Annotated in this window: 18 protein-coding genes; 7 read left to right on the forward strand and 11 right to left on the reverse strand. The window is 69.8% G+C overall.

Features of this window, described 5'->3' with window-relative positions; all coding sequences use genetic code 11:
• Positions 1-27: 27 nt before the first annotated feature.
• The 7 genes from AB0B45_RS27650 to AB0B45_RS27680 all read left to right on the forward strand — a co-directional run bounded on the left by AB0B45_RS27650 (position 28) and on the right by AB0B45_RS27680 (position 7644).
• Positions 28-981, forward strand: a complete 954-nt coding sequence (locus tag AB0B45_RS27650) for a LysR family transcriptional regulator (protein ID WP_358136052.1) — start codon at positions 28-30, stop codon at positions 979-981.
• On the forward strand, positions 959-2110 hold the full coding sequence (locus AB0B45_RS27655) for a SpoIIE family protein phosphatase (protein ID WP_358136053.1): 1152 nt from the start codon (positions 959-961) through the stop codon (positions 2108-2110). Before AB0B45_RS27650 ends, AB0B45_RS27655 begins: the two co-directional genes overlap by 23 nt.
• Before the next feature lie 5 nt (positions 2111-2115).
• Complete coding sequence (locus AB0B45_RS27660; RefSeq protein ID WP_358136056.1) at positions 2116-3630, forward strand: ATP-binding protein; 1515 nt, start codon at positions 2116-2118, stop codon at positions 3628-3630.
• Positions 3627-4055 (forward strand): response regulator, encoded by a 429-nt coding sequence (locus AB0B45_RS27665; protein ID WP_358136059.1) that lies wholly within the window; start codon positions 3627-3629, stop codon positions 4053-4055. The genes AB0B45_RS27660 and AB0B45_RS27665 overlap by 4 nt, the downstream gene beginning before the upstream one ends.
• A 150-nt stretch (positions 4056-4205) precedes the next feature.
• Positions 4206-4991, forward strand: coding sequence for a hypothetical protein (locus AB0B45_RS27670; protein ID WP_358136061.1), 786 nt, complete (start codon positions 4206-4208; stop codon positions 4989-4991).
• 26 nt (positions 4992-5017) lie between these two features.
• Positions 5018-6895 (forward strand): fumarate reductase/succinate dehydrogenase flavoprotein subunit, encoded by a 1878-nt coding sequence (locus tag AB0B45_RS27675; RefSeq protein ID WP_358136063.1) that lies wholly within the window; start codon positions 5018-5020, stop codon positions 6893-6895.
• On the forward strand, positions 6892-7644 hold the full coding sequence (locus AB0B45_RS27680; protein WP_358136065.1) for a succinate dehydrogenase/fumarate reductase iron-sulfur subunit: 753 nt from the start codon (positions 6892-6894) through the stop codon (positions 7642-7644). Before AB0B45_RS27675 ends, AB0B45_RS27680 begins: the two co-directional genes overlap by 4 nt.
• Before the next feature lie 258 nt (positions 7645-7902).
• Here AB0B45_RS27680 and AB0B45_RS27685 read toward each other — a convergent pair whose 3' ends face one another.
• The 11 genes from AB0B45_RS27685 to AB0B45_RS27735 form a co-directional block, all read right to left on the reverse strand.
• A complete protein-coding gene (locus tag AB0B45_RS27685) occupies positions 7903-9288 on the reverse strand; it encodes a hypothetical protein (RefSeq protein WP_358136067.1) in 1386 nt (461 codons plus the stop codon).
• Between the two features lie 98 nt (positions 9289-9386).
• The gene (locus tag AB0B45_RS27690; RefSeq protein WP_358136069.1) at positions 9387-9704 is read right to left on the reverse strand and encodes a hypothetical protein; all 318 of its coding nucleotides are present in this window, start codon (positions 9702-9704) and stop codon (positions 9387-9389) included.
• Positions 9705-11106: 1402 nt separating this feature from the next.
• Positions 11107-11496, reverse strand: a complete 390-nt coding sequence (locus AB0B45_RS27695; RefSeq protein ID WP_358136072.1) for a (deoxy)nucleoside triphosphate pyrophosphohydrolase — start codon at positions 11494-11496, stop codon at positions 11107-11109.
• Positions 11497-11679: 183 nt separating this feature from the next.
• A complete protein-coding gene (locus AB0B45_RS27700) occupies positions 11680-12771 on the reverse strand; it encodes a bifunctional lytic transglycosylase/C40 family peptidase (RefSeq protein WP_358136074.1) in 1092 nt (363 codons plus the stop codon).
• Positions 12768-13409: a hypothetical protein gene (locus AB0B45_RS27705; RefSeq protein ID WP_358136077.1), complete on the reverse strand. Its 642-nt coding sequence runs from the start codon at positions 13407-13409 to the stop codon at positions 12768-12770. The genes AB0B45_RS27700 and AB0B45_RS27705 overlap by 4 nt, the downstream gene beginning before the upstream one ends.
• 2 nt (positions 13410-13411) lie before the next feature.
• Positions 13412-15679: a type IV secretion system protein gene (locus AB0B45_RS27710; protein WP_358136080.1), complete on the reverse strand. Its 2268-nt coding sequence runs from the start codon at positions 15677-15679 to the stop codon at positions 13412-13414.
• Positions 15676-18150, reverse strand: a complete 2475-nt coding sequence (locus AB0B45_RS27715; protein WP_358136082.1) for an ATP-binding protein — start codon at positions 18148-18150, stop codon at positions 15676-15678. The genes AB0B45_RS27710 and AB0B45_RS27715 overlap by 4 nt, the downstream gene beginning before the upstream one ends.
• A gap of 106 nt (positions 18151-18256) precedes the next feature.
• Positions 18257-20749: a TcpE family conjugal transfer membrane protein gene (locus AB0B45_RS27720; RefSeq protein ID WP_358136085.1), complete on the reverse strand. Its 2493-nt coding sequence runs from the start codon at positions 20747-20749 to the stop codon at positions 18257-18259.
• 101 nt (positions 20750-20850) lie between these two features.
• Entirely contained in the window at positions 20851-21129 is a 279-nt protein-coding gene (locus AB0B45_RS27725; RefSeq protein ID WP_358136088.1) for a hypothetical protein, read from the reverse strand.
• A gap of 45 nt (positions 21130-21174) precedes the next feature.
• A complete protein-coding gene (locus AB0B45_RS27730; RefSeq protein ID WP_358136091.1) occupies positions 21175-22179 on the reverse strand; it encodes a conjugal transfer protein in 1005 nt (334 codons plus the stop codon).
• 334 nt (positions 22180-22513) lie between these two features.
• The gene (locus tag AB0B45_RS27735) at positions 22514-22816 is read right to left on the reverse strand and encodes a hypothetical protein (protein ID WP_358136094.1); all 303 of its coding nucleotides are present in this window, start codon (positions 22814-22816) and stop codon (positions 22514-22516) included.
• Positions 22817-22992: the final 176 nt, after the last annotated feature.

Here is a 22992-nt window from a genome sequence, read left to right on the forward strand (position 1 = left end):
AATCTCACACCCCCTACGCTGTGGAAAGTGCAGCTCCAGCAGCTCGCCTACTTCGTCGCGGTAGCGGAGACCAGGCACTTCACCCAGGCCGCCGAGCGCATGCGCGTGGCGCAGCCTTCGCTGAGCAAGCAGATCAAGGCGCTGGAGTCGGAGCTGGGCGCTCCGCTGCTCTCCCGCGCGAGAGGCAACGTCACGCTGACCCCCGCGGGCGAGGCGCTGCTGCCGCTGGCGCGCAGGATGCTGGCCGACGCCGACACCGCCCGCCAGGAGGTCGCCGAGCTGGTGGGCCTCAGGAGAGGGCGGGTACGGCTCGGCGCCACCCCGTCCCTCTGCGCCGGGCTGCTGGCCGACGCGCTCGCCCGTTTCCATCGCGAATATCCGGGCATCGAGCTGCTCGTGGAAGAGGGCGGCTCGCGGGACCTGGTCAGGGCGCTCGCCAGGGGGCAGCTCGACCTCTCAGTGATCATCATGCCGCTGCAGAGCGACGACCCCGCCCTGGTGACCGAGGAGATCCTGCGCGAGAACCTCGTGGTCGCCTCCCCTTCGCACGAGCGCGTGCGCAGGCCGTACCTGCGGATAGAGGACCTGCGTGGGCGGCCCATGGTGATGTTCAGGCGCGGCTACGACCTGCGGGAGGCGACGCTGACCGCCTGTAGGCAGGCGGGGTTCGAGCCCAGGTTCGCGGTCGAGGGCGGCGAGATGGACGCGGTGCTGCGCTTCGTGGAGGCGGGCCTCGGGGTGGCGGTGGTTCCGTCGATGGTGCTGGACGGCAGGCCAGGCCTGACGGGGATCCCGCTCGCGCCGCCCGGGCTGCGCCGTACGATCGCCCTGGCGCACCGCAAGGATGTGGAACAGACCAGGGCCGCACAGGCCTTCCGCGCCACCTTGCTCTTCTTCCTCGCGGAAGCGGAACATGGGGGCGACCTCCCCCAAGGCGTCGAGCTCATCAGAGGTGTACGTGACAGCACACGGCCTGCCTGAGATGCCGCCCCTGCTGCTCATCGAGGATGACGCAGGGGACGCTTTCCTGGTCGAGGAGCTGCTCCAGGAGGTGGAGAAGCCACCGGCGATCACCTGGGCGCGCAGCATCGCCGAGGCGAGGGAGCGCTTCAGCAGCGAGATCCAGTGCGTTCTCGTCGACCTCTCGCTGCCCGACGCCAGTGGCATGGAGGCGCTGCGCCACGTGCTGGCCATGGCTCCCGACGTGGCCGTGCTCGTGCTGACCGGGCTCAACGACGCGCACGTCGGCATCGCGGCCGTGGCCGAGGGCGCCGAGGACTACCTGGTCAAACAGGACGTCGACGCCCGCCTGCTGGCCAGGGCCATCCGCTACGCCCTCGAGCGCAAGCGCGCCGACCTGGCCCACCAGCGGCTCATCCAGTCGGAGCTGATCCACAGGGAGAACACCCGCCTGGAACACGGCCTGCTGCCGGTGGCGCTGCTCACGCCAGGCCTGGTGGAGCATCAGACCCGCTACCTGCCCGGACGGCAGCGCTCGCTGCTCGCCGGCGACTTCTACGACACCGTGCAGGGCCCCGACGGCGCGATCCACATCGTGGTCGGAGACGTGTGCGGGCACGGCCCCGACGAGGCCGCGCTCGGCGTCGCGCTCCGCATCGCCTGGCGCACGCTGACTCTCGCGGGACGGCACGGCGACGAAGCGCTCCAGACGCTCGACACCGTGCTCAGGCACGAGCGCAAGTCACCCGAGATCTTCACCACGCTCTGCACCGCCACCATCGAGCCGGGCCTGCGCCACGCGAGGATGCACCTCGTCGGCCATCCGCCGCCCGTCCTCATCAGAGGGGGTGAGCTCGACGTCGTCAGGGGCGGTCCCTCGGGGCCGCCGCTCGGCATCTTCCCCGAGATGGAGTGGAAGGCCATCGACGTGCCGCTCGGCGACGAGTGGTCGCTGCTCCTCTACACCGACGGGCTGATCGAGGCCACGGTCGGCGGCGGGCCCGACCTGCTCGGCACCGAAGGGCTGCTGTCGATCATCGACGAGCAGGGCGGCATCGACCTCGACCGGCTCATCGAGCGCGTCACGGAGCTCAACAGTGAGGCGCTCGGCGACGATCTCGCCGCCGTGCTGGTCACGAGGAAGGGATGAGCCGCGTGTCCGTCCTCCGCCCGCTGCCCGCCCCCAACCCGCCCACGGGGTACGGCAAGCTGCCGATAGGACGCTGGTTCCTGTTCGCGGGAGTGGTCGGCCTGCTCGTCCTCCTGGCGGGCGCGACGGTGACGATGAGCGCGCTGGGCCAGCTGTCGGACGCGCGCCGCCACGTGACCGAGGTCGTCGACCCCGCCACGCTGGCCACGCTCGACCTCTCGGTCGCCCTGTCGGCTCAGGAGGGGGCGGCCAGAAGCTTCGCCCTGACCGCCGACCCCCAGTACATCGCCGTCTACCAGCAGTCCCGCGCCGACGAGGACCGTGCCGTCCGCCGTATCGGCCGCCTCGTGCAGGGGCCCAGACTGGACGCCATCACGAAGGCGGCCACCGCGTGGCGCACGCAGTACGGCGAGCCCCTCATCAAGGGCACGCCGTACACCAAGGAGGACGCCAAGATCAACAGCGCCAGGTTCGGCGAGGTGCGCGCCGCGATCAGCGCCCAGCGCACCTACCTGGAGACGCTCCACGCCACCAGCACCGCGCGGCTGAACGACAGGGCGAGGAGCTCGACCTTCGCGTTCGGCGTGCTGGCCACAGTCCTCGTCGCCCTGCTCGTGCTGATCGGCTTCATCGTCAGGCACGTGGTGCTGCGCCCCGTGGCCGAGCTCACCGCGCAGGTACGCGCGGTCGCCCACGGCGACTTCGACCACCGGCTCCGCGTCGACAGGCCCGCCGAGCTGTCGGAGCTGTCGGGCCACATCGACGCGATGCGCCGCAGGATCCTGGCCCAGTGGCGGCAGTCGGACGAGCAGGCCGAGGAGCTCAGGCGCTCCAACGGCGAGCTGGAGCAGTTCGCCTACGTCGCCAGCCACGACCTGCAGGAGCCGCTGCGCAAGGTGGCCAGCTTCACCCAGATGCTGGAGCAGCGGTACGGCGACCAGCTCGACGACAGGGCCAAGCAGTACATCGCCTTCGCCGTCGACGGCGCCAAACGCATGCAGCTGCTCATCAACGACCTGCTGGACTTCTCCAGAGTCGGCAGGATCGGCGGCGAGAAGGTGCCGCTCGACGCGAGCCTTCCGCTGGAGGACGCCGTCGCCAACCTCGCCACCCAGATCGAGGAGACGGGCGCCGAGGTGGCCTACGGCGCGCTGCCCGAGGTGACGGGCAACAGGAGCCAGCTCGCCCAGCTCTTCCAGAACCTCATCGGCAACGCGATCAAGTTCAGGGGCGACGAGCCGCCCGTCGTCCGCGTCGAGGCCCGCAGGGACGCCGAGGGCATGTGGGAGTTCTCCTGCTCCGACAACGGGATCGGCATCGAGGAGAAGTACGCCGACCGGATCTTCCTGATCTTCCAGAGACTCCACACCCGCGACCGCTACCCGGGGACCGGCATCGGGCTGGCGCTGTGCAAGAAGATCGTGGAGTATCACGGGGGCCGGATCTGGCTGGACAACCCCGAAGGGGAGGATCACGGCACGACCGTGCGGTGGACTCTTCAAGGCAGGAGTGATGAATGAACGTGCTGCTGGTCGAGGACGACCCTGGCGACGTCCTTCTGACCAGGGAGGCGTTCGAGCTCAACCAGGTGCGCAACAGCCTCTACGTGGTCAATGACGGCGAGCAGGCCATGGCCTTCCTGCGTAGGCAGGGCGAATACACCGCCATGCCCAGGCCCGACATGATGCTGCTCGACCTCAACCTGCCCCGCAAGGACGGCAGAGAGGTGCTCTCCGACGTCAAGGGCGACCCCGACCTGCGCAGTATCCCCATCGTGGTCCTCACCACCTCCGAGGCGGAGGAGGACATCCTGCGCAGCTACCGCCTCCATGCCAACGCCTACGTGACCAAACCGGTGGATCTTCACCAGTTCATCAGGGTCGTCAGGCAGATCGACGAATTCTTCGTCAGCGTGGTTAAACTTCCCCGCAGCGGGCAAGGGTGACGGGAATCACAGCCAGGCATCCAAAAAGTGAGTGATGCTTCTCACACAACGTGATGCCATCGTCGTAACGTATCCCCCACCAATGCGCGAGAGGCGAGTGATTCCACCACCCTCGTAGCACCCATTCCGCGGGAGGTGGAGAGATCCGCGATGACCCAGACGACCTCTGAACCCCAGGTCAGAAGAGAGCGCGCCAGGATCACGGTGCGCACGTTGCGCAGTGATCGATGGTGGATCGCCCCACTATTGACCTTTTTGGGGCTGATGTCCTTTCTTGTCTACGGTGTGTGGGCGATCATCGACGGCAGCTATTTCGTCGACCCCTACATCGCACCGTTCTCGTCCCCGTGCCTGGCGACCTCGTGTCCCGAGGGAGCCCGATTCCTCGGGCTCGCGCCGTTCGGTGACTGGTACACCCTGCCACCAGGCCTGCTGATCCTCGGCCTGCCCGGTGGTTTCAGGTTCACCTGCTACTACTACCGCAAGTCCTACTACCGCTCGTTCTGGCTCTCGCCGCCCGCCTGCGCCGTCCAGGAGCCGCACGGTAAGTACACGGGCGAGGCGCGCTTCCCGCTGATCCTGCAGAACGTCCACCGCTACTTCTTCTACGCGGCGATCGTGATCGGCCTCATCCTCGCCTACGACGCGGTGCTCGCGCTGATCCACAAGCCGCTCGGCATCGGCACCTGGATCCTGATCGCCAACGCGGTCCTGATCAACCTGTACACGCTGTCGTGCCACTCCTGCAGGCACATAACCGCGGGACGGCTCAACCACTTCTCGCGCCACCCGCTGCGCTACAAGGCCTGGACGTTCGTCTCCAAGCTCAACGCCAAGCACCAGCCGCTGGCGTGGGCATCGATGTTCTCGGTGATGGGCGCGGACCTCTACGTCCGCCTCGTGGCCAAGGGCATCATCAACTTCCCGTACGCATAAGGACCCGGAATCACGTGGGATCTCAAGTGGAAATCGAGCGTCACGAATACGACGTCGTCGTCATCGGCGCCGGAGGCGCGGGACTTCGGGCCGCCATCGAGGCCCGTCAGCAGGGCAAGCGCACCGCGATCGTGTGCAAGTCGCTGTTCGGCAAGGCCCACACGGTCATGGCCGAGGGCGGCGCGGCGGCGGCCATGGGCAACGTCAACCCTGACGACAACTGGATGGTGCACTTCCGCGACACCATGCGCGGCGGCAAGTTCCTGAACAACTGGCGCATGGCCGAGCTGCACGCCAAGGAGGCCCCCGACCGGGTGTGGGAGCTGGAGGCGTGGGGCGCGCTGTTCGACCGTACGAAGGACGGGAAGATCAGCCAGCGCAACTTCGGCGGCCACGAGTACCCGCGTCTCGCGCACGTGGGCGACCGTACCGGGCTGGAGCTGATCCGCACCCTGCAGCAGCGCGTCGTCGCCCTGCAGCAGGAGGACTACGAGAACCACGGCGACTACGAGGCCTACATCAAGGTGTTCGCCGAGTGCACGGTCACCCGCCTGCTGAAGGACGGCGACTCCATCGCGGGCGCGTTCGGGTACTGGCGCGAGACCGGCAACTTCGTGCTCTTCGACGCCCCCGCGGTCGTGCTGGCCACCGGCGGCATCGGCAAGTCGTACGTGGTGACCTCCAACTCCTGGGAGTACACCGGCGACGGCCACGCCCTGGCCCTGCTGGCCGGCGCGAAGCTCATCAACATGGAGTTCATCCAGTTCCACCCGACCGGCATGGTGTGGCCGCCGTCCGTGCGCGGCATCCTGGTCACCGAGTCGGTCCGCGGCGACGGCGGCGTGCTGCGCAACTCGCTCGGCGAGCGGTTCATGTTCAACTACATCCCCGAGGTGTTCAAGGACAAGTACGCCACCACCGAGGAGGAGGGCGACCGCTGGTACACCGACCAGGCCAACAACCGCCGCCCACCCGAGCTGCTGCCGCGTGACGAGGTGGCCCGCGCGATCAACTCCGAGGTGAAGGCCGGACGCGGATCGCCCCAGGGCGGCGTGTTCCTCGACGTCTCCACCCGACTGCCCGCCGCCGAGATCATCAAGCGGCTGCCGTCGATGCACCACCAGTTCAAGGAACTGGCCGACGTCGACATCACCGCCGAGCCGATGCAGGTGGGCCCGACCTGCCACTACATCATGGGCGGCGTCGAGGTCGACGCGGACACCGGCGCCGCGGCCGTACCGGGGCTGTTCGCCGCGGGCGAGGTATCGGGCGGCATGCACGGCTCCAACAGGCTCGGCGGCAACTCCCTGTCGGACCTGCTGGTGTTCGGCAGGCGCGCCGGCGCGGGAGCGTCCGCCTACGTCGACTCCCTCCCCGCGCGGCCCGCCGTGTCGCAGGACAGCGTCGACAGCGCGCGGGCCGAGGCGCTCGCCCCGCTCGAGCGCTCGGGCGAGAACCCCTACGAAGTGCACCACGAGCTCCAGCGGACCATGAACGACCTGGTCGGCATCATCCGCAAGGCCAGCGAGGTCTCCGAGGCGCTGGAGGTCGTGGAGAAGCTGAAGGAGCGCGTGCACCTCGTCGGCGCGGCAGGCGGCCGGATCTACAACCCCGGCTGGCACCTCGCGCTCGACCTGCGCAACATGCTGCTGGTCTCCGAGTGCGTGGCCAAGGCCGCGCTGCTACGCCAGGAGAGCAGGGGCGGCCACACCCGCGACGACTTCCCGGGCATGAACCCCGAGTGGCGACGCAAGCTGCTGGTCTGCTCCGCCGCTCCCGACGGCTCGGCCGTCACCGTCGAGGAGAAGCAACAGCTCCCGATGCGTGACGACCTGCTGGCCCTGTTCGAGGCGGCCGAGCTGAAGAAGTACCTCACCGACGAAGAGTTGGACGGGATCGAATGAGTTACAAGGCGAAGTTTCGCGTTTGGCGCGGTGAGGGCGGCGAGGGCAAGCTCGAGGACTTCACCGTCGAGGTCAACGAGGGCGAGGTCGTCCTCGACATCATCCACCGCCTCCAGGCGACGCAGGCGCCCGACCTGGCCGTGCGGTGGAACTGCAAGGCCGGCAAGTGCGGCTCCTGCTCCATGGAGATCAACGGCAAGCCGAAGCTCGGCTGCATGACCCGCATGTCCACCTTCGCGGAGGACGAGACGATCACGGTCACGCCGATGCGCACCTTCCCCGTCATCAAGGACCTGGTGTGCGACGTGTCGTTCAACTACCAGAAGGCCAGGGAGGTGCAGTCCTTCACCCCGCCGGCCGACGTGCGCCCCGGCGAGTACCGGATGAAGCAGGTCGACGTCGAGCGCTCGCAGGAGTTCCGCAAGTGCATCGAGTGCTTCATGTGCAACAACGTCTGCCACGTGATCCGCGACCACGAGGAGAACAAGCCGGCCTTCTCGGGGCCGAGGTTCCTCATGCGGATCGCCGAGCTGGACATGCACCCGTATGACGTGGCCGACCGCAAGGAGTCCGCGCAGAAGGAGCACGGGCTCGGCTACTGCAACATCACCAAGTGCTGCACCGAGGTCTGCCCGGAGCACATCAAGATCACCGACAACGCGCTGATCCCGATGAAGGAGCGCGTCGTCGACCGCAAGTACGACCCGCTGGTCTGGCTCGGCAACAAGATCTTCAAGCGCCAGAGCTGACCCTCCGCCGGGCCGCTCGCCATCACCAGGGCGGCCCGGCGAGCCCCCTCCCGACCCGCGCCCGTCGTGCGCTTCTCCAGCAGGACTTCGCTCCCCGCCGCCACGGCGACCCGTCAGACGCCCAGCGGGTTCGGGGCACCCCCGCTGAGCGCGGCCCCCGAGGCGGTCGCCCCGGTTCTCCCCCAGGGATCAGCTCGCGGTGGTCTGCGGTCCTTCCCCACGATCAGAACTCGCGGTCGCCTCGATCCTCCCCCGCGATCAGAACTCGCGGTGGTCGCGGTCCTCCCTCAGCGGGAGGATCATCGTGCCGTCCTCCGCCGGGGCCGCGTCGTCGAACTTCCACGGCTCGGCGTCGCCCGCCTCCGGTGCCGACGGCGCGCTACCAACACCGTGACCGGTCTGGTGCGGGTCGTCGTAGGGGGCGTCGCCACCCGGCGGGATGTCGCCGAGCGGCGGCTGGTCCGGCGGGACCAGCGGCTCGAACAGGTCACGGTACTGCGCCTGCCCCGACACCTCGCCAGGGGACAGCGGGTCCTGCCCCGACATCCCGTCAGAGGGCAGCGGGCCCTGCCCCGACAGCAGGTCGGGGGGCAGCGGGTCGTCGCCCGCCACCTGGAACTCGCGCGGCTGGAAGGCGTTGAACTCGCCGGGCGGCTGGTCCTGGGTCTCCACGTACTCGGGCTGGACATACTCGGGCTGAACGTAGTCCGGCTGGGCGTACTCCGGGTACGTGTGCTCGGGCTGCGGGTAGCCGGGCTGCGCGTAGGCGGGGTAGTCGGCCGGGGCGCCGGGCTGGCCGTACATCGAGGGGTCCTGGGGGAAGGGCTGCTGGTAGACCGGTGCGTACTGCGCGGGGCCCCCAGGGTAGGTCTGCACCGGCACGAAGCTGATGATCGGCGCGTAGGCCGGGACGGGGCCCGCGAAGCCAGGCCCTGCCGGGTAACCGTACGGCTCGGGAGAGGGCTCGCCGCGGTGACGTCCTGGGCCCTGCGGCCCCGCCCTGCGAACGGCGGCGGCGTGGGCCAGCCTGCGCAGCCGTCCCTCGAAGATGAGCACCGCGAACAGGGCGAGGAGCACCAGCACCAGCGCGGGGATGCCGAGCTTGCGGCTGAGCTGGGCCTGGTCGTACTCCGGAGCGGCGTTGCGCACCACCAGCTCCTCCGAGTCGGAGACGGCGGTGGAGGGCTCGGTCGAGGGCTCGGTGGACACCTGCGACGGCGTCTCCTGCACAGCGGGGAAGGAGAATGTCGGCGCGGACTCAGAAGGCTCCGCCGTGGTCTGCGGCACGCTGACGTTGGCCGACGGGACCGCAGGCGGCGGCTGCACCGGCGCCTGCGTCGTCGGCTTGCTCGTCGTCGGGTCCGGCTCGGGCGCCTTGGTGGTCTTCGTGGACTTCGGCGTCACCGTGGTCGTCACCGTCGTGACGGGGTCGGTCGGCGTCGGCGTCGGTGTGGGGAGCGTCGTCGTAATCGTGACCGTGGTGACGACCTCGGTCGGCTCACAGCTCTCACCCGCGTCGCACGGCGGGATCACGTCGCCGGGATCTCTCGCCATGACGGACGCGCTGGCCACCTGGCCGATGAACGGGACCGCCGTCAGGACCACGCCGCCGCTGATGCCTAGGGAGAGCAGAAGAGCGGACACGGCCGTCAGTCGCCTGGGTGCCAACGCTGCCCTCCGCGTATTCCCGAAACCTTGGTCAACGAGAATACTAGGGCTGTAAATGTAAGTGCAAAGTCCGATTACGACATCAGTTGTGATTTCCGGGCGTTGCGGAATCGCTGAGCTTTCGTCACGCCCCACAGCCCGGCGAGCAGAATGAGCAGGCCGCCGCCCACGCATGGCAGGCCGTTCAGGCCCTGTGTGAGGTCTGTCCTGCTCGCGGCCTGCACTTTCTCGGGAGAGACCGCGAGCTCGCGCGGCAGCGGGGCGCTGAGAACGAGCGGGTAGGTACTCGTGTCAGGACGTTCGGGCGCGACCTGCGGCAGCTGCGGCTTCGGATCAACCCACGCCCCCTGGGCCTGCCCCGCCCCGGTCAACGCAGCATCGGTCATCGGCACCGACTGCGCACCCCGAGAACTCGAGGCAGGAGCCTGACCCCCAGTAGCGGGAGCCTGAACCCCGGTCATGGGAACCTGAACCCCGGTCATGGGAACCTGAACCCCGGTCCCGGTCCCGGCCGCCGGGGCCTGAGCCGCTCTCCCGGTCGCCGGAGCCTTCGCACGGGTCGCGCGAGCCCTCGCACGGGTCGCGCGAGCCTTCGCACGGGTACCGGTTTTCGTCGCCGGAACTTGGGCGCGGGTCGCGGGAGCCTGCGCGCCCGTCGCCGGACGTTGCGCGCCTGGCTGGGCAGCCGTGGCAGGCGCTTGGAGCCCGGTGGCAGGAGGCCGCACACCAGGTGCGGCGGGCTGCCCCGTGGTCGCGGCAGGCTGCCCGTTGGACACCGCAGGCGCCGGCTGAGCCGCCCCCTTGGCGTTGCTCTCCGCGATCCCTTGAGCATCAGCCCCGCTCGGCGACGCCACCCGAGCGGGCGCGGCGGGTGTGCTCCCTTGACCCGCACCACCGGATGGTGCAGACGAGGGCTGCGACATCGGGCGCGGCTCAACGGATTTGGCCAGAGGAAGGTTCATTGGGCGTGGGTCAGCGAACCCGTTCAGAGGAAGGTTCACCGGGCGCGGCTGAGCGAACCAGGGCGAAGGATGGATGCCGACCGGCGTCCTGGCCGTCTGGCTGAACAACACCGGGTCGTCGCTCTCGCCTGCCCGCGCCCGAGCCACCGCCGCCAGCACGACTTCCTTCGTCCCGTCCGGCACGGTGAGCCTGACGTCGACCGCCCGCTCTCCCTGGATGTCGCCGAGCGCGCACACCTTCGCGCCAGACCCAGCGCCGTCCACGGGAGCGGCACCCCCGGCAGCACCCGCAACCGGTGCTCCATCGGCCCCGGCAGGACCTGCGGTTGCCGTGCTGTGGGTCCCGCCAACGACCGCGGCCGGTGCTCTGTCGGTCCCGCTGACTTCCGCGGCCGGTGCGTCAACGCCCACGCCAGAACCCGCCGCCGGTACGGCGCCGCCCTCGGCAGGGGCCTGTCCGGTGCACTCCACCTCCGACAGCGCATGCGAAGGACTGGCCGCGACCGCCAGGCTGGCGTCGCGCGCACTCCCCTCCAAGGCCACCCTGAACCGCAGGACGTCCCCTGTTCGCAACCACTGGCCGAAGTCGGGATCGCCGACTCGTTCCACGCTGAGCGCGATCGTCAACCCGCGAGATACCCCCACAGGAGGGACCTCGGATTCCGAGGCCTCAACCGCTGCCATCGTGGCCGTGGTTGCCAAGATCAGCACCCCTGATCCGACAGCCGCGATCTGGGCGCGATGCCACCAACCCACTGCGCTTCTCCGCTCCCCCGATACGGGATGCGCCAACAACACACTGCGTAGTGGTTATGTCACTCAGTGGTGAGGATTAATCCTCTCGCAGCAGATTCTCCACTGCCTTGACCACAGGAAGATCCGCTGTTAGCCAAGGCACGTCGTAGAACTCCTCCAACGCCAGCCAGCGCAGCGCCAGATGCTCCTTGGTCTCGGGCGTCCCGGAGACCAGCGAGGCCAGCCACACCCGCATCACGTAGCCGTCACCGAGCGGCCAGTCGCCCCCTACGCGCTCGCCGACCTCGACGATCACGCCGAGCTCCTCGTGGCACTCCCTGACCAGCGCGTCGATGTCGCTCTCCCCTTCGTCGACCTTGCCTCCGGGGAACTCCCACCCGCCCGCCAGCTCGGGGGGTTCGGCCCGCTGCGCCGCCAGCAACCTGCCGTCGGCGATGATCGCCGCCCCCACCACCAGAACCGCCATGGCATCTCCTCGCCTTCGAGCCTCACAACCTTACGCATCCATCCGCCCGGCGTCCCAGGAGACGGCGAACCAACGGTTCGGGAAGGATCCACCACACCCCGGAGAAAACCACCTCGGCACGGGAAGGTCCGGGAGCCCGCGATCTTCGCATCCAGGGCCTCGGAATCCGGGGAGACCCCAGGCCTACAGTGCCGACTTGAGCTTGGCCAGTTGGTCCTTGACCGTGGCGTTCTCCAGCGGCCGGGTGAATCCGACGATGGTGTCCCTGCCCCGATAGCTGGTCACCTTGATCGGACCGCACAACCGGCAGCGCGCCTCGACCATCTTCCCCTTCGACACCACCATCCCGACATGTCCGGGATTGTCGGGCCCAGTGCCGGGCCCAGCGTTGAAGAAGACCAGGTCGCCGGGCTGCTCCTGCCCGTCGGGCACCTCCACCCCGAACGGCCACTGCCCGAACGTCGTGCGCGGAATCGTCAGCCCCACGCTCCGGTAGGCCATGTAGATAATGCCCGAGCAGTCGAACGCGTCAGGCCCGGTCCCGCCCCACAGGTACGGCTTACCCCGCTGGTCGAGCGCGTAGGCGAGGATCCGCCCCACCACGTCGCTCGGCGCCGCCTCGATGACCGGGTCGTCGCACGAGGCGTCCGCCTGCGGCGGCACCCTGACCTGGCCGTCGGCCGCGTACTTGCGCGCGATCTCCTCGACCTGGTCGACGTACCACCACGCCCTGTTGTAGACGAACAGCGACCGCCGTACGTTCTCCGGCGCCCCGTTGCGCTTGAGCATCTTCGCCGCGCCCAGGATGGCGTCGGCCGGGTTGTAGATGTCGGCCCATCCGTCGTCGTCGCCGTCCGAGGCGTACCCGTCGAACTTCGACGGGATCGGGATGCGCTTGGCCCCGCCCCACGTGCTCACCAGGAACTGCATCGGCCCCGCCGCGCCCGCGTAGTTCGTCCCGCTCTGCACGCCTGGCAGCGTCGAGCGTCCGTGGTCCGTCTCGCGCTTGCCCACGGCGGCCAGGATGGTCCACTGGACGCCGATCTTCTTGCCGAACTTCTGGTAGAGCGCCAGGTACTCCGCGGGAATGTCGGCGGTCGCCCCCTCCGAGGCCTGTTCGGCCTTCTGGGTGACCTCCTCGCAGTCGGGCAGGTCGCCGCCGCTGAGGAAGGAGGGGAAGCCGGTCATCAGCATCGGGGACATGATCAGCGTCACCAGTACGAGCCCGGCGAGGCCGAGCGCCCCGACGATCTTCGCGCGGGAGGAGAGCTTCACCCGGAGCTGTCTCCGTCCTGCCCCTGGTCGGCGGGCTGCAGGTCGAAGACACGCCAGTCGGAGCCCATCTGCTGCACGGTGACCGCGTAGTCCTCGTCACGTCTGGTCGGCCCGCTCTTGGCGGACACCTCCCTGGTGCCGGTGACGACGAAGACGATCGAGGTCCTGTCGACCTGCCTGATCTCCTTGACCTTCGCGGTCGCCTGCGAGATCACCTGGTCAGTCCTGTTCGCCTCGACCGTGCCGGGCGAGGTGACGGTGCGCGTCAGCACCTCGGCCAGGTCGGCCGTGGTGAACACCTTCAGCCTGTCGGCGTAGGCGGCGGGCTCCTCGTCGTAGCGGAAGGTGCCGTAGGCGGCGGCGAAGCGCATCGCCAGGTCCGCCGCCGCGGCCAGTTCCTGCTTGGTCATCGGCAGGTAGGCGTAGATGTCGAAGGGCGCGTTGCTCGCCGTGGCCAGCGGGGTGACGACGGCGGGCGCGGCCGACGACCCTGATGTCGTACGGCCCGCCGCCTCCTGACCGGCGGCGGGCGCGGGAGCACCCGATTCCGGCCACATCGTCACGAAGATCCCGACCGCCGCCAGCACCAGCACGATCGCGGCGAAGGCCAGCCCTCTCTTGTCACCCGGCTGTGCCATGGTCAGTCCTTGTCGGTGCTACTGGGCCGCAACCAGAACGGCACCGGCGGCTCGTCACTCCTGCCCTCGCTCTTACGGCTGGGCAGCCACAGCGGCGGCGGCTCCGCCGAACGCGCCTGCGGCACGTCGGCCGGACGCCCGCCACCGGACGAGCCGCCCGAACCACGCGAACCCGACGAGCCAGAGGACCCGCGTGAGCCGCCCGAGCCCGAAGAGCCACGCGAGGAGGACGAGCCCGATCCGCCGAACAGGCCACCCGACGAGCGGGTGCCGCGACCCGAACGCGAGCCGCCTGCCGTACCACTGGATCCGCCGCCGCCCCTGGAGGCCCAGCCGCCGCCCGACCTGCCGCCGAACCAGCCGGAGCCGCGGGACCCGCCGGAGCCCGAGCCGCCCGAGCCCGAGCCCGAGCCGCCGATCCTCGACCCGCCCGAGCCGGACACGCCAGGATCTGCGCCGGTGGCGGCGCCCGACGAGCCGACGCCCGTGCCGGAGCGCGTCGGCGGCGTAGGACGTCCGCCCGTGCTGAGGTTGAGCGGAGGCGCGGCGCCGGTGCGCTGCGCGGGAGCGGGCCTGGCGCCCGGCTTGCCTTCGGCGTCGGTGGCGAGCGGCGCGGGCACCCTGGTGCCGGACGACGTGTTCGCCGCGGCGCCCTCCTCGCCCCTGACCCTGCCCTGCGCGACGGCTGTGCCCGCGGCGGCCGCGGCCCCCGCGGTGCCGCCGGCGGCGGCCGCCTGGATCATGGGCTCGGCCTTGCGCAGGCCCCAGCGCCCCGCCTTGGTGACGGCGACGGGCGGCAGTGTGTTGGCCGCGCGCTCCAGGATGGGCGAGGACGCGGCCTCGCCGAGCATCCTGGTGGTGAGCGTGTGGCCGTTCATCGAGGCGAACAGATGCTGGAACGGTCGCCGGTAGAAGAACACGGCGATCGTCAGCAGCGCCATGAACAGGATCTGCATGCCCCATGGCAGCGCGGTGGAGATGATCAGGGCATAGCCGTACACGAGGACGCCGAGCACCAGAGCGAGCACGGCCTGCCTGAGCAGCATGCCGACCAGCATCTCCACCCACCGCATCGCGATGATCCGGCCGCTGCCCGGATGGACGCCGATGAGCAGGAAGACCGGCCCCATGATCAGCAACAGCAGGAAGCCGACCTTGAGCACCAGCAGCGAGACCGCGACCAGGAAGATCAGCAGCCCGGCGATGAGCGCGGCCAGCAACGCGCCGATGGCGATGCCGAGCCTGCCGCTCCAGTCCTTGCCCTGGAACAGGAAGTAGATGGGCGTCGTGCGCAGCTTCTCGGCGATCTCGGCGTAGGCGGCCTGGTGGGAGTTGCTGTTGGGCGTCTGGGCCGCCTGTTCCTCCTTGTCGATCGCCTGGTCGTCGAGGAGCTTGGCGCCGAAGTCGCGGATGACGGGCGCGTTGGGGTCCGCGGTGCCGAACTGGCCGACCAGCCAGGGCTTGCAGACCAGCGTGGACCACAGCAGGTCGGCGTTCTGGTCGACGCCTGGCACACCGGTCGTGGCGTAGCCGCCCTCGGCCGGCTTCTCGCCCGTCGACCCCTTGGGGGGAAGGCAGGAGGCGCCGCCCGCGCCCGGCAGCCCGGAGAACGCCTGGTTGACGACCTCCGTGGTCTTGTCCGTGACGATCTTGCCGAGCCCGGTGAAGTCGCCGGGGCGGCTGAAGAACCACACGGCGACGGTGACCGCGAGGACCATCCAGACCACGGCCTCCGTGGTGACCGACGCCCTGCGCCTGAACAGGCCATACCAGGCCAGCCAGATGGCGGCCAGGATGATGATCGGCTGGAGGAACGGCCAGTACATGGCGTTCGCGAGGTTCTCGACGATGTCGTCGACGACGTCCTTGATGGACTGCAGCGGCCCCTCGGTGGCGGCGGCCTGGTAGGTGGTGATCGTCAACCGGTCGACGGCCTTGGCCCAGTCGAAGATCATGTTCGCCCACGAGTTGCCGAGCATGGCGGCCACGTCGCTGCACCCGAGATCGTCGGTGTGCCAGAACTGGCCGGCCATGCCGTAGCGGGCGTAGTTGGTGGTCGCCTGCGGCGCCGCCGTACCCGCCTCTGGTGGCGGGGCTTGCAGCAGGCCGTCGACACCGCTGCCGACGAGCTGCGGGGCGAGGTCGGGTGAAAGGTCACAGAACGGGGCGGCGGCGGCCGCCGTGCCCGAGGGCAGGGCGAGCGGCAGCGCGAGGATGCCGAGCAGCAGCACCAGCGCCAACGTCAGCCGCCGACGTAGTCGGCCCTTCATGAACGTACCTCCTGCGCTCCTGTCACTCCCCCGCGAATATGATCATGCCCGTTCTCCCCGGGTTTGTCGTGCGTCGGGTTCGTGTCGAGCCACCGCAGCAGCTCTTCGGAGATCAGATCTACGCCTATGCGGCCCGCTCTGCCATCGAGGTCACGGAAAATGCATTCGCCGTTGCCCAGTGATCGCAGAACGGCCTTGTGCTCCTCCGAGGCCTCCACGCCGAGCAGAGCCATGACGTGGTCGACCTCCACCCGTTCGGTGGAGCGGAAGGCGAAGACCGAGGAGAGACAGTTGGTCACCTGCTCGTTGAGGAGGTCGCCCGCGTTCTGCGAGACCAGGACGAGCGCGGTGTTACGGGAGCGGCCCATCCGGCTGACCTCAGGCACCAGCTTGGCGCCCTCGGGCGTGGAGGTGATCGCCCACGCCTCGTCGAGGAAGATGGCCTTGGGCGCGCGCCTGTCGAGGCCGTTCATCAGCCTGCGGGCGAACTGCGAGACGAGGTAGAGCAGCGCGACCGACAGCCGCTGCTCGTAGGAGTAGTCGTCACGCGTCGTCGTGGCGTCGGGCAGGGTGAGGCCGCCGAGCGTGAAGACGGTCGTCCAGCCCTCGGAGTCGATCTGGTCCCCGCCCGAGGCGTCGAAGCACAGCCTGGCCAGATGCATCTCCGACATCGAGCGCAGCACCGCGCCGAGGTTCTTCGACGCGGCGTCCTCTGCCTGCTCAAGGAAGTCGACGACCTTCCCGAGCGACGGATCGGGCGCGTTGGACACGGCGGCCACCGCCTGGATCATCGCCGACTCACGCTCCTCCGACATGCGCGGCAGCAGCAGCCGCAGCGTCTCGGTGGCCATGGTCTTCTTGGCCGCGATGTCGTCGCCGAAGGAGAACGGGTCGAGCAACCCGGGCGCGGCCGACCCCAGCGGGATGATCCGCGCCTTGCGCTCACGCTTCTGCAACAGCCGTACCAGCGACTCGGCGTCGCCCTTGGGGTCGATCACCGCGACCGTGACCCCGCGCAGCGCCATCTGGTAGATCATCAGCAGCGCCAGCGTCGTCTTGCCGCCGCCCGGCTCGCCCGTGACCGCGATGGCCGTCGGCCTGTTGCGGGCGGCCGCCACCAGCGGGTCGAAGTGCACGATGCTGCGGGCGCGGCCCACGGTCTCACCGATGTAGGGACCGTGCCAGCCCGCGTCGGTCTCGATCCTGTCGCCGAGATCCACCGTCGCCGTCGCCATGCCGCCCGCGATCGTGCGCAGCGGCTGGCGCTGGGCGTAGGCGTTGACCGTCACCTTCTCGCCCGGCAGCGCCTCGCAGAACAGCGAGAACTGGTCGCCGGTCGAGTTGACGATGTCGATGCCCATGTCGCGGTAGTGCTCGACGACCGCCTCGACCCGCTGCAGGCAGATCTCCTCGGTCGGGGCGCTCACGATCAGGCGGTGCCAGCCGTACACGAAGGGAAGCCGTTCCTTCGTGATGCCGTGCTCCAGCATGCGGGCCGCGTCGATCTGCTCGGCCAGCGCCAGCGGCGCCTCCGCGCCGGCCTCGCGGATGTGGATGTCCATGTCGCGGGCGTGGGCGAGCTTGCGGGCGACGTCCTTGGACGCCTTGACCGGCGGGATCAGCCGCATCCTGCTGGAGATCTCCACGGGGAAGGGCAGCTGGTCGGCGAAGTGCATCCACGGCTCGCCGTCGGGGAAGGGCATCAGGTCGGGGAAGCGGGCGAACGACAGGTGCGCCACGTAGGAGTCGCCCTGCGGCTGCACGATGCGCAGGAACGACCTGCCGTTGTGGATCTGCCCCTCGACCAGCGACTCGATCTCGCCCCTGCCCCAGCGCCGCTTCGGGCTGGCGCTAGCCGGCGGGTCACCGAGCGAGGCCGTCGCCGCGTGCCTGAACAGCCACGCCACCTCGCCGGACGTGGCGTGACGGGCGTAGAGCGCGCTGGAGGCCAGCGCCCTGCCGAGCCGTTCGGCGTGCTCGGTCCACCTGGCGATCTCCCCTTCGGGCACGTGGTCGTCGTCGAGCCCGAGCGCTTTCTCGCTGCGCTGGTAGAACCCGAACATCTGCGACAGCACGCCGGCGCCGAGCTGGCGGCCGCGCGGGCCCAGCCGTACGCCGAGGTAGACCTCCTTGGACCAGAAGTCCTTCGCCCAGACGTGCCGGTACATCTCCTCCAGGTAGTCGCGCCAGCCGGGCCCCTCGTCGGAGGTGGCGTTCAGCGCCATCGCCCACTCGGCCGCGGGATAGGTGCGGTGCGCGACCCTGAGGTGCACCTCGGCGTCCGGCATGCGGATCGCCGCCAGCGCGATCGTGATGTTGGTGGCGAGCGCCTCGCGCTCCTCCGGCGTGACGAACTCGTAGCTGACCGTCGGCAGCCTGAAGTAGGCCCACGCGGAGCCGTCGGTGAGCAGGATGCGGTCGTCGAAGTAGCGGACCGCCAGACGTTGATGCGCCCGCGTCGACCTGCTCATGCCGCCCCCTCGGCGCATGAGCCTCGCCGGCCGGCGAGAAGCGTGCTCATCGGACCGCCATACCTCCGTCGTGCCGGTTGCTCGGTGCGACTGGGTGCCCGGGGGGTCACTGCGCCACTTCCTCCTCGCTGGGACGTGTGCTCTGTGCTGATGCGAAACCCGCGATCACGACCCCGGCCAGGGCGAGATAGGCCCGCCGCCCCGCCGGTCGCAGCTGTCCTGGCTCCACGGGCTCGGTGCCGCCCTGCGCCAGGTCGTCCTCCCACGGCACCCTGACGATCGCCCTGCACCTGCCGCGGGCCACCGCCTCGGCCTGCTCCACGTCGGTCATGCTGCGGCGGCTCACGCCGTTGACCACCATGACCGCGCGCCTCCGCAGGTCGGCGCAGCCGTGACCGTCCAGCCACTCGTACGTCATCGCCACCGCCTCCGCCGCGTCCTCGCTCGCGGGGACCACCAGCACCAGCTGGTCCGCGTACGGCAGGACGCGCGCGGCCAGCGCGGGCGCGGGGTCGACGACGGCCAGCTTGTAGTGGCGGTCGAGCAGGCGCATCGCCTGGCCGAGCCGGTGGTCGGAGTAGAGCGTGCGGTCGGCGAGCCGCTGCTCGGCGCCGATGTCGGTGTCGGCCGCCACGACCTCCAGGCCGCTGCTCGTGCGGGTCGTGAACGCGCGCATGCTGAGGTAGCCGCTGATCTGGTCGATCCCGGACAGCAGGCTGGTCAGCGTCTCTGGAGAATCGGCCTTGATGCGGCTGGTCAGCGTGCTGCCGCCGGTGCTGGCGTCGACGGCGAGCACCCGGTCGTCGCGGTAGTGGGCGAAGGTGTGGCCGAGCATCAGCGCGGTCGTGCTCTGGCCCGCGCCGCCGGTGCAGCCGAGCACCACGACCCGCCTGCTGCCGCCGAACACCGCTCGCGTCCGCGCCTCGTCGATCTCCGATCCGTCCGTACGGCTCCCGCCACCGCCCACGACCACCTGGGCGAGCCTGCGCCAGCCGCCGGAGGAGTCACGCCCGACGACGGACTCGACCCTGCGCACGCGCGGTTCGTTGCGCGGCCCGGAGACGGCCGCTCCCGGGGTGGTCGGGGCCTGGACGGCCCTGATGTTGAGCGGCGGGGCGCTCTGCGCGGGCGGCGCCGCCGGTTGCGGAGCGGGGTCGCGCTCGTCGGGCGCCATGGGCGGCGGCTGCGCCGAGCGCTCGGGCGGGGACTGGAGTGGGCGCTTTCCTGGGACGATCGACGGGATGGCCGGCTTGCCCTGGCCCTGGAACACGATCGCGGGGGTCAGCGGGGGCTGCCCCTTGCGGTGCTGGTCCCTGGCCTGGTCCTCGACCTTCCTGGCATCGTCGGCGAGCCTCGGGTCGCGCTCCGACGCGTCGGTCTTGGCGGGGACGGGCTCGGGGGTCGAAGGAAGCTCGGGCAGCGTGGCCCCTGCGCGGTCCTTATCTTCGGGCTTTCGGATGGCCGGCGGCGTCGGCTGCTCGGCCTGGGCCGTGGGCTGGTCGGCCGGGGCCATGGATTGCCCGGCCTGGGCCGTGCCTGGAGCGGCTACGGAGGTCTCTGTGGGCGCTTCCTCGGGGGCGTCGGCCGTGGCGGCCAGCCTGCGCAGCCTGCGGAGGGCCTCGGTGCCGATGGGCTTGGCAGGCACGGACGCCGGCACAGGAGGCGTCGACGCCGCTGCGGCGGGTGTGGGTGTCGGTGCGGCCGGGGTGGGCGTCCTCGTGGGCTGAGGCTCGGTCCTGGAGCCCCAGCGAGCGGGCGGCGCGTCTGCCCCGCTCACATCCTCGCGAGCCGTCTCGTCCGCGGCCGAGGGGGTCGAGGACTCGGGCTCGCCGGTATCGCCGTCCGCGGTTGTTTCGGACTCGGCCACGTGCTCAGGGGCCTCGGCGTCGATCGGGAAGGCGGTCGCCGCGGCCTCGACGATCAGGCTGTCGTCAGGGGCGGCATCGGGGGTGACCTCCACCCACAGGTGGGAGGGTGCGGCCGGGTCCGCTTGCCGTACAGGGGAGAGCGACGTTTCGAGCTCGACCTGGAGCAGGGCGGGGGCGACGCCGTGGCGGCGGCCCGTGGCGCCGCCCCAGGCGGGACGCGCGGGAGCGGGCTCGGCGACGGGCGCGTGCGTGGCGGCCGCGGCGGCCGCGGCGACGGCGGGACGCACCTCCCGGGCCTTGCCGACGGCGGGGACGGCGTGGCGCTTGCGGGCGCCCACGCGGGCCTTCGCCCGAGCGGGGGCGGGGGCCGCACGCCAGACCCTGCCGGAGAAGGTGACGGTCTCGGGCTCGCCCGCGGGGGTGAGGCGGCACCACGATCGGGGCTCGCCCATGTAGCGCAGCTGCGACTGCATGAGCTCGGTCAGCCGCTTGTTCTCGATGACGGGGCGGGTGGACAGCCACGTCACGATGCCGGGCGGTACGAGGTAGAGCACGTGCCACGGCGCCTCGAAGCCGATGCCGACCAGCCAGAGCAGCAGGGACCATGGAGCGAGCACGCCGACGAACACGCCGATCCAGACGATGGGGAGCGGCATGGGCAGCCGTAGGTCGTACAGCTTGTAGAGCCGCTTCTCGATGCGCCAGATGTTCGTATAAGTAGGCAGGTCCATACGGTCCTCCTCTCCGCCCTCGCTCGCAGCCGCCGCTGCCCTTCGTTCAATGACCGCGCCAGAGCGGTCTCAACCCTCCCGATACCGACAGGGAGCGGTGCTCACTTGATGCCGAGAGCCCCCGCGATCGCCCGAGCAGTCACTTCGATGATGTTGGGAACGTAGAAGATCACGCCGATCGCCACAGCGAGAATCAGGAACTGTACGAATCTCGTGATCTCGCGTGTGAAGAGGAAGAACAGCGCGACGACCGAGACGACGACGAGGAAGAGCGGGGCGAAGAACCCGCGCAGGAAGTTGGCGAGCCCGCCGGTGTCGAGACCGGTCGGGGCGGGCGATGGCGTCGCCAGTTCTATCAAGTTAAGGATGAGGGTCTTCATCTTGGTCCTCCCGGGGGGGTATCGATCAGCAGCGTGGTCGTGCGTCTATCCAACGGCCCGACCGGCACCGCGGATGTCTTCGACGTACCATTTGTCGCCCTGCTTCTCGACAGTGAGGCGATAGGCCTGCTCGAGGCGGCCGCCGACCGCACCGGAGTCGGTGGCGCCGGGCGTGGCCGAGGGAGTCGCGCCGGTCGGCACGCCCCACACCACGACTGCCTGGATCTCTCTGCTGGCACCCCCCACAGGCACCACGACACTCTTGAGCTCGATGAAGGTGAAGGCCCCTCCGAAGCTCGGCAGACTCTTGCCTGCGACCAGGTAGCGCGACAGGTCGGAGCTGCCGTCGGCGTACGACTTGAAGAAGCCCTGGAGCTGCGGTCGCAGCTCGGCCTCCGCCGCCTCGTCGCCCTCGGGCTGGGCCACCTGGGGCAGCTCGGCGGCCGCGGGGGCGGGCAGCAGCGCGGGATGGCCCGAGACCACGAACCGGCCTCCCGAGTAGAAGACGGGCACCGACAGCAGGAACCTGCGGGCGCCCGACTGGAAGGCCAGCGTGACGATCGCGTTGTGGGCGTCGACGGCCTCCACCCCGAAGGGCTGCAGGTTGGCGGCGAACATGCGGCCGTAGCCGTCCCAGCCCCACTGCGGGTCCTCGGTGCTGGGCAGGTACGGCGCGAGCTGCCTGCTGCGCTGGTCGAGCTCCTCGGACTTCATGTTCAGGTAGATGCTGGCGAACTGGGTCGCGAACGCGGAGGCGCGCTCGGAGGGAAATGCCTGACCTGTCGGCGAGGGGACATTCGCCGGAGGAGCACTCGACTGGGTGAATCGCTCAAATGGTGCACGAACCCCATTGACCACGATAACTACGATAAGCGCCCAGAGAATGGCGCGGCCGGTCCAGACGAGCCAACGTCCGCCGCCGCCCGACCAACCGCCGCGCTTGGCCGTGCGCCTGCCACTGGGAGGGGCCTGGTCGAACTCGGGGTACGCCGAAAGCTCGGGGTCGCCAGCGATCCGAGGACCGTGCTGGACGGTTGACCTACGAGCCATCACGCCTCCGCTCGCGCCGATCCCCCCGGTTGGCGCGATGTCGCATCATCCGTGGCGAAGCAGTCACCCTATCGAGTCCCGCCAATTGTTCCAGGAAAGCCACGCCCATGCTGCAGGCATCGCCGCGTGTGGGCAAACCGAGTGAGCATGACAGGCTGGAGTGCCGGTTCCTGTCCCTTTCCTGTGAATTTGGTATTTGACCAGGCCAGACAGGCAGGGCGCATTACCCGACAGCCAGAGATTGCTGTCCAAAGGGCATAGGCACTGTCTCGAACCACACATTTGGGATATGCGGCGGGCTCGCGGGGGCATGGGGCCTGGTCAGCGGGGGTGCTCAGGCGGTCTCGGGCCCGTCCACGGTGCGCAGGTGACGGCGAGTTCGCAGATCGATCACTCTCGGCGCGTCGTTCTGCGGCTTGACCCTGTCGAGGCGGCCGCGCAGGTCGGCGAGCATGGCCTGCGCGTCACGGTGGTGCATCCGGCGCCTGACCTCTTCCCGCTCCTCCATCTTCCTGCGCAGGTAGGCCTCCCTGTTGACGCGAAGGCCGTACATGAGCTCGACCCTGAGCAGGGCGAGCTCCTCCTCCAGGCTGATGCTCGCCAGCGTGGGTGTGGTGGGCCGTCGGTTCCGGAGCATGCGACGGATCATGATCTGTCCTCCCGAGTCAGCGTCATCGCCGTGACGATTCGACGCGCCAGGGTTGGAAGGGGTTGACGCCCCATGCTGTCCCGGTTTCGCCGGACCCGTGGATTGTCGTCTCTCCTGGGGCTTTTCTCGCGGGTCGAGGCCCGTTGCCTTCGCCCTCCGGCCAG

The sequence above is a fragment of the Nonomuraea sp. NPDC049152 genome, from assembly GCF_040648355.1.
In the GTDB taxonomy this organism is placed as follows: domain Bacteria; phylum Actinomycetota; class Actinomycetes; order Streptosporangiales; family Streptosporangiaceae; genus Nonomuraea.

Coding starts and splice junctions, on each gene's coding strand:
- AB0B45_RS27665 (WP_358136059.1), top strand. CDS start 3,627: ATGAACGTGCTGCTGGTCGAGGACGACCCTGGCGACGTCCTTCTGACC.
- AB0B45_RS27670 (WP_358136061.1), top strand. CDS start 4,206: ATGACCCAGACGACCTCTGAACCCCAGGTCAGAAGAGAGCGCGCCAGG.
- AB0B45_RS27680 (WP_358136065.1), top strand. CDS start 6,892: ATGAGTTACAAGGCGAAGTTTCGCGTTTGGCGCGGTGAGGGCGGCGAG.
- AB0B45_RS27695 (WP_358136072.1), bottom strand. CDS start 11,496: ATGGCGGTTCTGGTGGTGGGGGCGGCGATCATCGCCGACGGCAGGTTG.
- AB0B45_RS27705 (WP_358136077.1), bottom strand. CDS start 13,409: ATGGCACAGCCGGGTGACAAGAGAGGGCTGGCCTTCGCCGCGATCGTG.
- AB0B45_RS27710 (WP_358136080.1), bottom strand. CDS start 15,679: ATGAAGGGCCGACTACGTCGGCGGCTGACGTTGGCGCTGGTGCTGCTG.
- AB0B45_RS27715 (WP_358136082.1), bottom strand. CDS start 18,150: ATGAGCAGGTCGACGCGGGCGCATCAACGTCTGGCGGTCCGCTACTTC.
- AB0B45_RS27720 (WP_358136085.1), bottom strand. CDS start 20,749: ATGGACCTGCCTACTTATACGAACATCTGGCGCATCGAGAAGCGGCTC.
- AB0B45_RS27725 (WP_358136088.1), bottom strand. CDS start 21,129: ATGAAGACCCTCATCCTTAACTTGATAGAACTGGCGACGCCATCGCCC.
- AB0B45_RS27730 (WP_358136091.1), bottom strand. CDS start 22,179: ATGGCTCGTAGGTCAACCGTCCAGCACGGTCCTCGGATCGCTGGCGAC.
- AB0B45_RS27735 (WP_358136094.1), bottom strand. CDS start 22,816: ATGCTCCGGAACCGACGGCCCACCACACCCACGCTGGCGAGCATCAGC.